Annotated in this window: 11 protein-coding genes, 1 tRNA gene and 1 other RNA gene; 7 read left to right on the top strand and 6 right to left on the bottom strand. The window is 67.1% G+C overall.

Translation table 11 applies throughout. From position 1 onward, the window contains the following. Genes QN239_RS00900 through ligD form a run of 4 tightly spaced genes read left to right on the top strand, consistent with a single transcriptional unit; the run spans nucleotide 1 to nucleotide 3175 of the window. Nucleotides 1-294, top strand: coding sequence for a hypothetical protein (locus QN239_RS00900; RefSeq protein WP_499007700.1), 294 nt, complete (start codon nucleotides 1-3; stop codon nucleotides 292-294). After that, the gene (locus tag QN239_RS00895) at nucleotides 295-996 is read left to right on the top strand and encodes an amidohydrolase family protein (protein ID WP_499016470.1); all 702 of its coding nucleotides are present in this window, start codon (nucleotides 295-297) and stop codon (nucleotides 994-996) included. It abuts the gene before it with no gap. Between the two features lie 44 nt (nucleotides 997-1040). Next, nucleotides 1041-2132 carry an ATP-dependent DNA ligase gene (locus QN239_RS00890; protein WP_499007699.1) on the top strand — a complete coding sequence of 364 codons (1092 nt, stop codon included), beginning with the start codon at nucleotides 1041-1043 and terminating at the stop codon, nucleotides 2130-2132. Next, a complete protein-coding gene (gene ligD / locus QN239_RS00885) occupies nucleotides 2132-3175 on the top strand; it encodes a non-homologous end-joining DNA ligase (protein ID WP_499007697.1) in 1044 nt (347 codons plus the stop codon). The genes QN239_RS00890 and ligD overlap by 1 nt, the downstream gene beginning before the upstream one ends. A 13-nt stretch (nucleotides 3176-3188) precedes the next feature. On the opposite strand, the gene QN239_RS00880 is transcribed toward ligD, so the two are convergent. The 4 genes from QN239_RS00880 to QN239_RS00865 form a co-directional block, all read right to left on the bottom strand. Next, nucleotides 3189-3461 (bottom strand): hypothetical protein, encoded by a 273-nt coding sequence (locus QN239_RS00880; RefSeq protein ID WP_139170117.1) that lies wholly within the window; start codon nucleotides 3459-3461, stop codon nucleotides 3189-3191. A 952-nt stretch (nucleotides 3462-4413) separates the two neighbouring features. Beyond that, a complete protein-coding gene (locus QN239_RS00875; protein WP_499007695.1) occupies nucleotides 4414-5430 on the bottom strand; it encodes a S1C family serine protease in 1017 nt (338 codons plus the stop codon). 83 nt (nucleotides 5431-5513) lie between these two features. Next, nucleotides 5514-6242: a lipid uptake coordinator LucA gene (lucA, locus tag QN239_RS00870; RefSeq protein ID WP_499007693.1), complete on the bottom strand. Its 729-nt coding sequence runs from the start codon at nucleotides 6240-6242 to the stop codon at nucleotides 5514-5516. An 81-nt stretch (nucleotides 6243-6323) separates the two neighbouring features. Further along, nucleotides 6324-6409: transfer RNA gene (locus QN239_RS00865), tRNA-Ser, on the bottom strand. Between the two features lie 116 nt (nucleotides 6410-6525). Between QN239_RS00865 and ffs the strand changes: the two genes are divergently transcribed. The 3 genes from ffs (at nucleotide 6526) to QN239_RS00850 (ending at nucleotide 9911) form a co-directional block, all read left to right on the top strand. Then, an RNA gene (gene ffs, locus QN239_RS00860) (signal recognition particle sRNA small type) lies at nucleotides 6526-6620 on the top strand. An 87-nt stretch (nucleotides 6621-6707) separates the two neighbouring features. Next, the gene (locus QN239_RS00855; RefSeq protein ID WP_499007692.1) at nucleotides 6708-7997 is read left to right on the top strand and encodes an aspartate aminotransferase type Ic; all 1290 of its coding nucleotides are present in this window, start codon (nucleotides 6708-6710) and stop codon (nucleotides 7995-7997) included. A gap of 27 nt (nucleotides 7998-8024) precedes the next feature. Next, nucleotides 8025-9911 (top strand): DNA polymerase III subunits gamma/tau, encoded by a 1887-nt coding sequence (locus QN239_RS00850; protein ID WP_499007691.1) that lies wholly within the window; start codon nucleotides 8025-8027, stop codon nucleotides 9909-9911. 22 nt (nucleotides 9912-9933) lie between these two features. Here QN239_RS00850 and QN239_RS00845 read toward each other — a convergent pair whose 3' ends face one another. Together QN239_RS00845 and QN239_RS00840 are read right to left on the bottom strand one after the other, a co-directional pair. Beyond that, nucleotides 9934-11241, bottom strand: coding sequence for a class I SAM-dependent methyltransferase (locus QN239_RS00845; protein ID WP_499007690.1), 1308 nt, complete (start codon nucleotides 11239-11241; stop codon nucleotides 9934-9936). Continuing rightward, complete coding sequence (locus tag QN239_RS00840; protein WP_499007688.1) at nucleotides 11238-12617, bottom strand: FAD-binding oxidoreductase; 1380 nt, start codon at nucleotides 12615-12617, stop codon at nucleotides 11238-11240. Before QN239_RS00840 ends, QN239_RS00845 begins: the two co-directional genes overlap by 4 nt. Nucleotides 12618-12636: the final 19 nt, after the last annotated feature.

The raw sequence follows: 12636 nt of genomic DNA, 5'->3' as shown, positions 1-12636 counted from the left end.
ATGCGGGTGGTCACCGTCGAGGAACACTTCCACCATCCGGAGGCGATCGCCAGGGTGGGGGAACTGAGCGGTCCGCCACCCACCCCGCCGGATGCCGGCTTTGGGGAGTTCCTGCAACGGTTCTCGCCCGACCGGGAATCCGCGGAACGCCTCGATGGCCCCCGGCTCGAGCACATGGACCAGGTGGGCATCGATGTACAGGTGGTGTCGCACGGGGCGAACAGCCCGAGCGCTCTGGATCATCCGGAAGCGGTTGACCTGTGCCGCAAGGTGAATGACGATCTGGCCGAATAGATCTCGCGGCACCCGGATCGTTTTCGGGGGTTCGCCACCATCCCGCTCCACGATCCGGAGGCGGCCGCCGGCGAATTTCGGCGCTGCGTGACCGAACTCGGTTTCGTCGGCGCCCTGATCGCGGGAACGTGTGGCGGTAGGTTCCTCGACGATCCGCGGTTCGACCCGGTGCTCGCCGCGGCCGCAGAGGTCGACCTACCGATCTACATCCATCCCGGGATGCCGCCCAACGGGGTGACCCAGGCCTACTACGCCGGGGACTGGTCCACCGCGGCGCAATTCATGTTCGCGGGGCCGGCGTTCGGCTGGCACGCCGAGGCCGGTATCCATGTGTTGCGGCTGATTTTGTCCGGGGCCTTCGATCGACATCCCGGTCTCAAGGTGCTCAGCGGGCACTGGGCCGAGGTGCTGGGGTTCTGGCTGGACCGACTTGACGAGACGTTCGCCTGGGTGGGGAACCTCGTGCGCCCGGTCAGTGCCTACTACCGCGACCACGTGTGGGTGACCCCGTCGGGCATGTACAACCAGCACCAGCTGGACTTCGTCGTCGGAGCAGTCGGTGCCGACCGGATCATCCATTCCGAGGACTTCCCCTACGTCGTGCGTGACAACGTATCGACGTTCCTGCAGGAGGCGGACCTCACCGAAGACCAGCGTCACGCCATCGGGCACGGCAACGCGGAGGCCCTGCTGCGGATCTGAGCGGCCGGCGATGACATTGCCCGCGCTCGGCGGTCTGCACGAGTATGGGAACCGTGGATCTACCCGTGCTGCCGCCCGTCGAGCCGATGCTGGCCAAGGCGGCCGTGAACGTGCCCGACGAGGCCGGGGTCTGGTCCTATGAGCCGAAGTGGGATGGTTTCCGGGCGCTGGCCTTTCGAGACGGGGACGAGGTGGTCCTGCAGTCGCGTAGTGGGAAAGAACTCGGCCGGTACTTTCCCGAGCTGCTCGATGCGCTGCGCGACGAACTCGCCGACCGGTGCGTGCTGGACGGCGAAGTGGTCGTGCCCCGAGAGATCGACGGACGCGTGCGGTTGGACTGGGAGTCGTTGAGCCAGCGCATCCACCCGGCGGCCAGCCGGATCATGATGCTGGCCGAGCAGACCCCGGCGCATTTCATCGGTTTCGATGCGTTGGCTCTCGGTGACCGCTCGCTGCTCGCCGAGCCGTTTCGGGACCGTCGGGCGGCACTGCTGGCGGCGATCCCGGAGAAGGACGGGCAGAAGAAGTGGTGCCATGTCACCCGCACCACCGCCGATCCCGCCGTCGGCGCCGAGTGGCTGGACACCTTCGAAGGCGCCGGGCTGGACGGTGTGATCGCCAAGCGTCTGGAGGGGCCGTACCTGCCGGGCAAGCGCGAGATGGTGAAGATCAAACACCACCGTGATGCCGACTGCGTGGCGCTCGGGTACCGGATCCACAAGAGCGGCGCGGGCGTCGGCTCCATCCTGCTCGGGCTGTATCGCGATGACGGTGAACTGCTGATGGTCGGCGGTGCCGCCTCGTTCACCGCCAAGGATCGGCTGACGCTGCTGGCCGAGCTGGAGCCGCTGCGCGACGGCGATGCACGGGACGGTGACCCCAGCCGGTGGAACTCCGCGGCGGACAAACGCTGGATCCCCGTACGCCCCGAGCGGGTGTGCGAGGTGGCCTATGACCAGATGGAGGGCAGTGCCTCCCATGGGCAGCGATTCCGGCATGCGGTGAAATTCCTGCGCTGGCGGCCGGACCGCGAACCCTCGAGTTGCACCTTCGCGCAGTTGGACACCCCGCTGATCTACGACCTGCACGACGTCCTGGAGGACCGGGGCGAGCGAAGCGACGGGAGAATGGGTTGATGGCCACTCCCGCGGAAGAACTCGACGTCGACGGTGTTGCCGTCCGGCTGACCAGCCCCGACAAGGTGTACTTCCCCGAGCCGGGCTACACCAAGCGCGATGTCGTCGACCATTACCTGGCCGTGGCCGACCGGATGGTCGCGCTCTTGAGGGACCGGCCCACGCATCTGCAGCGTTTTCCCGACGGCATCGAGGGCGAGGAGATCTACCAGAAGCGCATCCCGCAGAAACATCCCGACTACCTGCAGACCTGCACAGTGACCTTCCCGTCCGGGCGGACCGCGGACGCCTTGAAGGTCACCCACCCGTCCGCGATCATCTGGGCCGCCCAGATGGGCACGGTGACGTTGCATCCGTGGCAGGTCCGGTGCCCGGACACCGAGCATCCCGACGAGCTACGGGTGGATCTCGATCCGCAGCCGGGCACCGACTTCGCCGATGCCCGCCGGATCGCCGTCGAGGTGCTCAAACCGGTCCTCGACGAGCTCGGCTACGTCGGGTATCCGAAGACCTCGGGCGGGCGGGGTGTACACGTGTTCATCCGGATCAAGCCCGACTGGGATTTCATCGCGGTGCGCCGGGCCGGTATTGCCTTGGCTCGGGAGGTGGAACGCCGCGCTCCCGACGCGGTGACCACCTCGTGGTGGAAAGAAGAGCGTGGCAAGCGGCTCTTCATCGATTACAACCAGAACGCCCGGGACCGCACCTTCGCTTCGGCCTATTCGGTACGCAAGACCCCGATCGCCACGGTGTCGATGCCGCTCACCTGGGCTGAGCTGGCCGACGCCGACCCCGACGACTACACCATCGCGACGGTTGCGGCCCTGGTGGCCCAGCGCGACGATCCCTGGGCGGATATCGACGACACGCCGCATTCGCTGCAGCCGCTGCTGGAGATGGTGCGTACCGACGAGGAACGTGGGCTGGCTGATCTGCCCTACCCACCGAGCTATCCGAAGATGCCGGGTGAACCTCCCCGTGTGCAGCCCAGTAAGAAGGTTGCTGCGCACTGGGACGCGGACGGGAACCCGGTCGGGGAGTAGGTCCCGCGGATACTCAGCGCAGCGGTACGACCGTCGCGCTCACCAGAAGGTGGGAACTGCCGTCGACGGATTCCACGTGCGAGGCCGCGCTCGAGGCGGCGGCGACCGAGCTGAACTCGACGGCGCCGAGGATCAGCAGCGGCCAGAGTGCTCCGGCTCCGGCGCTGAGCGCGAACTGGTGCGGCACCGGCTCGTACTTGGACCCCATATGCCGGCTGGCCATGTAGATGACCACTGCACTGAGTGCCCAGCCGATGAGGTAGGCCGCTATGACGGTTTGGACCACGATGTCTCCCCCTTGCCAGCGGGGCGGGCTGTTGCTTCATGCACAGCTGCGGACCGCAGGTCGTTAGTGCAAATGTAACGCCGAGTGGCGGCATGGGAAAGGCCTGCGCGGCGCCCTCAGACGCGACAATTACCAGGTCAGCGGCCTTCAGCGAACTTCCAGCAACGGGGTCGCCTGTTGCCCAGGCAACCACCTGGGCGCACGTGAGCGAGCTGGCCAAGCCTGCGGAGGCGTTTTGCGGGGCGGCCCGAGATGGACCCGGCTCCGCAGTCGGCGATGTCCCGGATGCACCCGTCCCGTCCGCCGGCCGGCCGGCCGGATCCACGTTCGTCCAACCCGCGGCGGCAGGCGGCGATCCGGTGAGGCCGACCCCGCGTGCCGGCGCGGGTGCGGACGAAAATTCGCGGGCTTGCGTGCACTCGGTTGCGAATCGGGCGGGTGAGGAATTCTGCCATGAGGCGGTGTTACCGCCAGTGTGCGGGACGTTCCGCGTTGTGGATGAAAGGTCCTATGGCAGTGCCGATTTCAAGATCACATCGGTTCGACTCGAGTGCATACGAGGATGACCCCGCCCGGCAGGCGCGGGGTCGCCGTAAGTGGTGTGATCCTGTGGGTCACGCCACTTCTTTGCTCGTAGCGATCCCCGGGTGTGCGAATCCGTGCGAGTCGCTCACCCGATGCGTCGGCTACCGGGCGAAGGGAGTGGTGAAGATCGACGAGTCGATTTTTGACGCTACCGACAACGATGTGGCGCGGACGGGTTCACAGTGCCACAGGAATCACGCCGAGGGCGAGAGCAATGGCAATTTTGACGAATACGTCACATTTTGTCGCCGATGCTTGCGCGAGCAACGCTGAACGCACTCAAATGACGCGTCCGAAAATTGCGTAAAGGTTTTTGGAAAATAGCTGTGGCTACACCTCGTGCGGGCGTGTCGCGGCGTCTCGGCGCTCAGTCGCCGGCAGTCAGCGTCGCTTTCCCGGTCTGGTGCTGACCCGCTCGGTCGATCCACGTCACTGTGATCACGTCGCCCGGATAGTGCCGGTCCAGCACAGCGGTCAGCTCGGTCGCCGAATCGAGCTGTGTGCCGTCCAGGGTCAGGATCACGTCACCGTTGACCAGTCCGGCCTGCTCGGCGGGTCCACCGCGCAACACCTCGTGCACGATCACGCCCGGAAACGCCTCATGTTGCTCGGCCGTGCTCACGCCAACCCCCAGCAGTGTCGGCGGTCCGATGTGCACGGTGTCCGACGGAGTGGCCGCGCGGATCTGGTTGGCGATCGCCAATGCGTCGTTGATCGGGATCGCGAACCCTTCGCCGCCGGGGCCCATCCTGAAGTTCACCGAGGCGGCCGTGGTGATGCCGACGACCTGTCCGGCGCCGTTGACCACCGGTCCACCCGAGTCCCCGGCCCGCACAGGGGCGGCGATCTCGAACAAGCCGGTCATCTGATTCGACGATCCTGTGAGCTCGTCCGCGGCGCTGATGGTCCGCCCGAAGGCACTGATGGTGCCGGTTTCCTGGGTCAGAGGTGCGCCCGTGCCGCGGGCATTGCCCAGGGCCACGACCGGGTCGCCGATGGACAGCTGGGCGGAATCACCCAGCGGCGTGACCGGCAGACCGCCCGCACCCCGCAACTGGATCACCGCGATATCCCGGCGGCGATCGAATCCGACGATATCGGCCGCAAAGGGCCGTCCGCCCACCATCGCATTGATGGTGTCCGCACCCTGGATCACGTGGTAGTTCGTCAGGACCTGCCCGTTCGGGTCGAGGACGATGCCGGTGCCGGTCCCCATCACATGCTGGTAGTCGACCGTGGTGTCGATGCGCACCACGGAGGGCTCGACCGCCGCGATCGCGCCGGACAGATCATTGGGGGCGGCGGCTGCGGGGGCGGCCGCCAGGAAGGCCAGCAGCGTGGCGACCAGGATCGCAAACCACCGGTGAAAGTGGAACCTGCGCATTCGCCGCCTTCCGGAGCGTCAGAGGTATTCCCTCAATATTGACGGTGCAACCGGAAACTGTCGATGCAGCGACACGCAGGCGCTCAGTCTTCGACGGCTATCCCGCCCCGCGTCCGGCCACGCCGTGCTTTCCCGGCAGGCCTGCGGTTGCGCAGCTTGCTGCCACTGGCCTCGGTTTCGGTATCGGTATCGTCGCCACCCGCGTTACCGGCGACGGAATCCGCAGCCGTCTCGTCGGAGTCCTGGGTGTCCGAGGTTTCTTCAGTGTCTTCGGCGGTCTCGGTGTCCTCGGACGCGCCGGCTTCGTCCGGTGTGGCCGAAATCTCCTCATCGGCACCGCCGCGGCTGCGCCTGTCCGCTTTGATCTTGACCGGCTTCGGCGGCGGCGGGGGCAGCTCGGCCACGAAAGCCAGGTAAAAGGAGAACGCGCCCAGCAGGGCGATCGCGGCCGCGGCGCCGTAGATGCCGAACAGCCACTGCCCTGCGGTGTCGAGACTCAGCCAGATCTCGCTGATGCCGGCGCCCGCGATGAGCAGGCCGGCCAGCACATGCGCCCCGATCGACCAGACCCGCAGCGACAGGGCCAGGGACGGCGTCCCCAGCTCCGGCTTACGGGTGCGCGACCAGGTGAGGGCGACCGGCAGTGCGCTGAGCGCCACCAGGACGCCGCACACGATGCGCATCACGGTGCCGAGGGTGTGCGGCCACTCGCCGGTCAGCTCAAACCAGCGGGGCAGGACGAAGAAGAAGTAGAGCGCCGCCGCAAGGATCAGAGACGATGCGTGCCACAGCACCGCGATCCCACGCCGCATGGTCCTCCTTGGGTCTGAGGGCCGGGGCGCGACCCGCTGATCATCTGGCGACAATCGCTGGTCGCGCCCCGGACCCGAGCGCGGAGGATAGGGGATTTGAACCCCTGAGGGCTATTAACCCAACCCGCGTTCCAGGCGAGCGCCATAGGCCACTAGGCGAATCCTCCGTCGGCCATGGTAGCCGACCAACCCGGGGCGCCCGACCAGCCCGGGTCGGTCAGGCCCCTGGAAGCCGATCCCCGGTCGCTCCGCTCCGCCCCAGGGCGGGGGACTACACTCGTTCTCCGGACCCCGCGCGGCGTCCATCCTGTGAACTCCCCCAGGGCCGGAAGGCAGCAAGGGTCAATGGGCTCTGGCGGGTGCGCGGGGTCCCCTTATGTTTGTGTGGATGTGTCTGCGTCGACATGTCTGTGTGGACTGTCCATCTAGGCAACCCTGTGTATGCACGGCTTTGAAAGGCCCACAGTGTCGTTTGAGTCCCTCGGCCGTGACGAACTGGTCGCCCAGCACGACTTGCAGCAGCAGAACTACTCCGCGCTGCGGGCCAAGGGGCTGGCGCTCGACCTGACCCGCGGTAAACCGGCGCCGGAGCAACTCGACCTGTCCAACGGCCTGCTGGCGTTGCCGGGACCCGATTCCTATCGGGATGCCGACGGGACGGACACCCGCAACTACGGCGGCCTGCACGGCCTGCCGGAACTGCGGGCCATCTTCGGCGAACTGCTCGGGATCGCGGTGCCGAACCTGATCGCGGGCAACAACGCCAGCCTGGAGTTCATGCACGACGCGGTGGTGTTCTCGCTGCTGCACGGCGGGGTGGACTCCCCGCGGCCCTGGATCGAGGACCGGGCGAGTACCGGTATCAAGTTCCTCTGCCCGGCGCCGGGCTACGACCGGCATTTCGCGATCACCGAGAGCTTCGGCATCGAGTTGGTCGCGGTGCCGATGCGCGAGGACGGCCCGGACGTCGACCTGATCGAAGAACTGGTCGCCGCCGATCCGGCGATCAAGGGCATGTGGTGTGTGCCCGTGTTCTCCAATCCGACCGGCGCCACCTACTCCTGGGAGGTCGTCCGGCGGCTGGTCCAGATGAAGACCGCGGCCCCGGATTTCCGGTTGTTCTGGGACAACGCCTACGCGGTGCACACCCTCACCGGGGAATTCACCCGGCAGGTCGATGTGCTCGGGTTGGCGGCCGCGGCCGGAAACCCCAATCGCCCGTTGGTGTTCGCCTCGACGTCGAAGATCACCTTCGCCGGGGCCGGGGTCAGCTTCTTCGCTGGTTCGCTGGGCAACATCGCCTGGTACCTGCAGCACGCGGGCAAGAAGACGATCGGCCCGGACAAGGTCAATCAGCTGCGCCACCTGAAGTTCTTCGGGGACGCCGACGGGGTCCGCCTGCACATGCAGCGCCACCGCGAACTGCTGGCACCGAAGTTCGCACTGGTCGCCGAGATCCTGGAGAACCGGCTCGGGGAGTCCAAGATCGCCTCCTGGACCGACCCCAAGGGCGGCTATTTCGTCAGCCTGGACGTATGGCCCGGCACGGCGAAGCGGACGGTCGCGCTGGCCAAGGACGCGGGCATCGCCGTCACCGCGGCGGGTGCGTCGTTCCCCTACGGAAAAGACCCCGAGGACAAGAACATTCGGATCGCCCCCACCTTTCCGGGCGAGTCGGATCTGCGCGAGGCGATCGATGGTTTGTCGACGTGTGCGCTGCTCGCGGCCACCGAGTCGCTGCTGGCTCGTGATTAGTCGCACCTTCTCGGTAGCCTGCTGACCGTGGCGCTCTACCGGAAGTACCGACCCGCAAGCTTCGCCGAGGTCGTCGGGCAGGAGCATGTCACCGCACCGTTGTCCACGGCACTGTCGGCCGGCCGTATCAACCACGCCTACCTGTTCTCGGGGCCGCGCGGCTGCGGCAAGACGTCGTCGGCGCGCATCCTGGCCCGCTCGCTCAACTGTGAGCACGGCCCGACACCGACACCGTGCGGGACGTGTGACTCCTGTGTGGCGCTGGCGCCGAACGGTCCGGGCAATGTCGACGTCGTCGAGCTCGACGCGGCCAGCCACGGCGGTGTCGATGACACCCGCGAACTGCGCGACCGTGCGTTCTACGCGCCGGCCCAGTCTCGCTACCGCATCTTCATCGTCGACGAAGCGCACATGGTCACCACCGCGGGGTTCAACGCGCTGCTCAAGATCGTCGAGGAGCCGCCGGATCACCTGATCTTCGTCTTCGCGACCACCGAGCCGGAGAAGGTGCTGCCGACCATCCGATCGCGCACCCACCACTATCCGTTCCGGCTGTTGGCCCCCAAGACCATGCGCGGCCTGCTGGAGCGGATTTGTCGGGACGAGGGCGTGACAGTCGATGACGCCGTGTACCCGTTGGTCATTCGTGCCGGGGGCGGCTCGCCCCGGGACAGCCTGTCGGTGCTCGACCAGTTGGTGGCCGGCGCCGACGGTAACCGGGTGGTCTACCAGCGGGCGTTGGCGCTGCTGGGTGCCACCGACGTCGCGCTGATCGACGACGCGGTCGACGCACTCACCGCGGGGGACGCCGCCGCATTGTTCGGTGCGGTGGAATCGGTCATCGACGCCGGACACGATCCGCGCCGCTTCGCCACCGACCTGCTGGAACGGTTCCGCGACCTGATCGTGCTGCAGGCGGTGCCCGATGCCGCCGACCGCGGAGTCGTCGACGCGCCGGCCGATGTGCTGGAGCGTATGCGGGAGCAGGCCGCCCGGCTGGGCTCGGCGACGCTCGCCCGCTACGCGGAGGTGGTGCACGCCGGGCTGGGCGAGATGCGCGGAGCGACGGCGCCCCGCCTGCTGCTCGAGGTGGTCTGTGCCCGGCTACTGCTGCCGTCGGCCAGCGATACCGAAGCGGCGCTGCTGCAACGTATCGAGCGCATCGAGACACGGTTGGACGTCTCGGTCCCCAGCAATGAACTGAACTCCGCGCCGGCTGCTCCGGCGACCCGGCAGTTCGTCCGCCCCAGTCGCACCGAGTCCGAGCCGCCCGCGCCCGAGCCCGCGCCACCCGCACCCGAGCCCGCCCCCGTGGCGCGACCGGTACCCGTCCCCGCACCGGCCCCCGAACCCGAACCTGCTCCGGAACCTGAGCCGGTGCGCGCGCCCGCGCCGCCACCCGCGCCGGCCCCATCACCCGCACCGACCCCGCCACCCGCACCGACCCCGGTTGCCCCGCAGACGGTGGCCGCCGCGGTCGGTCAGCCCGACGCGGCCGCCGTCCGCAGCATGTGGAACACGGTGCGGGAGAAGGTCAACGGCCGTAGTAAGGCGGTCAACGCCATGTTGGCCGATGCCATCGTGCGCACCGTCGACGGTGACACGCTGGTGCTCAGCCACCCGGCGCAGTCACTCGTGAAGCGCCTCGGGGAGACGAAGAACGCCGAGATCATCCGGGAATCGATCAAGGATGCGCTCGGTGTCGACTGGCAGATCCGGTGTGTGCCGGACACCGGTGAGACCGTGCCGGCCGCGGGCCCGGCGCCCGCCGCGCCCGATCCGCAGGCCGAAGAGGAACGCATGCTCGCCGAGGCGAACAGCGACACCTCCGAGGTGGTGCGCCGCGACCCGGAGGAAGTGGCGATCGAGCTGCTGCAGACCGAACTCGGCGCGCGCCGGATCGACAAGGGTTAGCCGACGCGAAACGAGTGGGAACTCAGGGAGTCCACCACGGACGCAGCGGCAGACCGTTGCCGCCCCGTTCATCCAATTTGACGGCCAGAACCTGGTGCAACTGAACAACGTTCGATTCGAAGCCCCAGCGTGACCCGGCCATGTACAGACCCCACACCTTCGCGGTGGGCAGCCCGACCTCGGCGACGGCCTCATCCCAGTGCTCGACCAGATTGCGGCACCAGTCGCGCAGCGTCATCGCGTAGTGCTCACGCAGGTTCTCCTCGTGGACCACTTCGAGGCCGACGTCCTGGGCTTCGGTGATGATGCGCCCCGACCCGGTGAGTTCGCCATCGGGGAAGACGTACCGGTCGATGAATCCGCCTGCGTGCGGACCCGTCCGGTTATCCGGCCGGGTGATGCAGTGGTTGAGCAGGAGCGCTCCGGGCCGCATCTTGGACTGCAGGAACCGGAAGTACGACTGGTAGTTGGCCACCCCGATGTGCTCGGTCAGCCCGATCGAGGACACCGCGTCGAAATTCGATTCGCGCACATCCCGGTAGTCGCCGTGCCGCACCTCGGCCAGGTCGGACAAGCCCTGCTCTTCGATGGCCTTCTGGGCCCAGGAAGCCTGTTCGGCCGACAAGGTGACACCGAGGGCTTTCACCCCGTGTTTGGCGGCGTAGCGGACCATCCCGCCCCAGCCGCAGCCCACGTCGAGCAGCCGGTCACCGGGCTGGAGGCGCAACTTCTCGAACACCAGCCGGTACTTGTTGTCCTGGGCTTGCTCCAGGGTGGCGTCGGCGTCCGGGTAGCACGCACACGTATAGGTCATCGACGGGCCGAGCACCCACTCGTAGAACGTGTTCGACACGTCATAGTGGTGGTGGATGGCCTCGGCATCTCGGGTCTTGCTGTGCCGCAACCCCTCTGCGAGCCGGCGCCAGCGCGGCAGTGCCTCCTGCGGGGGCGGGGCGATGGGCAGCAGATGTTCCACGCCGATCGAGGCGACGATATGGGCCAGCACGCGGGCCGGCGGCAGTTTGAAATCCGTCTTGCCGGCCATGGCCCTGAGCAGGTCGTACGGATCGCCGGGGTGCACGCCGAGCATGTCGAGGTCACCGGACACATAAGCCCGGGCCAGTCCGAGCTCGCCGGGTGAAGTGGCCAGGTAGGTGGTGCCCCGCGGCGTCTTGAGGTCCAGCCCGACGACGGCGTCCTCGGGACCGGCGGTGCTGCCGTCGTACGCGGTGAACTTCAGCGGGACATCACCTGCCGTGACGATTTCAAGGATTTCGGCCAGGGTGAACCGACCGGTGGGTGCCGCAGCGCGGTCTTTGTACGTGGTCACTTTCTTTGCACCGCCTTCGCATACAGATCGAGCAGCCGGGAATCGGGGTCATAGGTCAACTTCGCGGTCCGGTAGGCCTTGCCGCCGTAGAGTGCGTCGAACTCCTCCGGAGAGTAGAAAGCGTCCGAGTAGAGGGATTTATGCCCCTCCAGTTCGCTCACCTTGCGTTCGATGAGCCTGTTGGTCTCACCCTCGGTGGCGCCGGCCGGGACCGACGACCAGAAGCCCACGTTCACGTAGGTGTGGTGCGGGCGGATCGGGTACAGCGGCCACTCGTCATCACCGCGTAAACGCAATGGACACAACCAGATCGGTTCGATCGGCACATGCGCCAAGAACCAGTCCAGGTACTCGGCGCACCGTTCGAGGGGGACCTCGACATCCTGCACCACCCGCTCCCGCGGTGGCCTGCCGTGTCGCTTCTCGATGCGATCGGCGATGTCGAAGCGCTGGTCGTAACCGACCAGCTTCCAGTAGAAACTGCTGCGCCGGAAGCGGCGGGGCCACAGCCGGCGGGCAACGGGATGCTGGGCACCGAAAGCCCTTGAACACCAGAACCAGTCGGTGTCCCATCGCCACAGATAGTCGTGGATGGTCAGGCGGTCCTGTTGCTCGCCCTCGGGGTGCTGAATGGAGCGGTAGTAGATCTGCCGGCCGGTGTAGTCGCTGACCGGTCCCGGCGTCGCGGTCTGTACTCCGAGGCACAGGTAGCTCTCCTGCGCGCTGAACACCACCCCGTCCAGGTAGTCCACGGGTGCGCCGTCGTAACCACCGGTCTCGATGATGCGCTCCATGGCCGCGATCAGGTCCTCGATCGTGTGGAATCGCAGGTGGCGAAGGCTCACGAAGGGTTTCACGGGTTCGAGCTCGATATTGAGGCGTACCGAGTAGCCGAGCGTGCCATATGAATTCGGGAAGGCGTGAAACAGATCGGGGTACTGAGTTCGGCTCGCGGTGACGATATCCCCGGCCCCGGTCAGAATGTCGAGTTCGAGCACCGATTCGTGTGGCAGGCCGTTGCGGAACGACGCGGACTCGATACCCAGTCCGGTGACGGCGCCGCCGAGGGTGATGGTCTTGAGCTGCGGCACCACCAGCGGTGACAACCCGTGGGGCAGTGTGGCCGCCACCAGATCCTCGTACGTGCACATTCCGGCCACATCGGCGGTGCGGGCGTCGGGATCGACGCCGATGACACCGGTCAAACCTGAGGTGTCCAGACCTTTTGCGGTGCTTTTGGCGCGTGAGCGGAACAGGTTGGACGTGGGCTTGTTCAGGCGCACGGTGGCCGTCGCGGGGATGGCGCGGTAACTGTCAAGCAGCCGCTGCACCCCCGCGGCGTGGGTCCCCTGCGCGTCGGTTGCAACAACAGACACACATATACGCTAGTCCTCG

It is taken from the genome of Mycolicibacterium sp. Y3, assembly GCF_051188035.1.
Taxonomy (GTDB): domain Bacteria; phylum Actinomycetota; class Actinomycetes; order Mycobacteriales; family Mycobacteriaceae; genus Mycobacterium; species Mycobacterium fluoranthenivorans.
The sequence above is the reverse complement of the archived record's forward strand: the minus strand, read 5'-3'. Positions and strand labels throughout refer to the sequence as shown.

Excerpts from the sequence above, each read along its gene's own strand:
- QN239_RS00900 (WP_499007700.1), top strand. The coding sequence starts at position 1 with ATGCGGGTGGTCACCGTCGAGGAACACTTCCACCATCCGGAGGCGATC.
- QN239_RS00890 (WP_499007699.1), top strand. The coding sequence starts at position 1,041 with ATGGGAACCGTGGATCTACCCGTGCTGCCGCCCGTCGAGCCGATGCTG.
- ligD (WP_499007697.1), top strand. The coding sequence starts at position 2,132 with ATGGCCACTCCCGCGGAAGAACTCGACGTCGACGGTGTTGCCGTCCGG.
- QN239_RS00875 (WP_499007695.1), bottom strand. The coding sequence starts at position 5,430 with ATGCGCAGGTTCCACTTTCACCGGTGGTTTGCGATCCTGGTCGCCACG.
- lucA (WP_499007693.1), bottom strand. The coding sequence starts at position 6,242 with ATGCGGCGTGGGATCGCGGTGCTGTGGCACGCATCGTCTCTGATCCTT.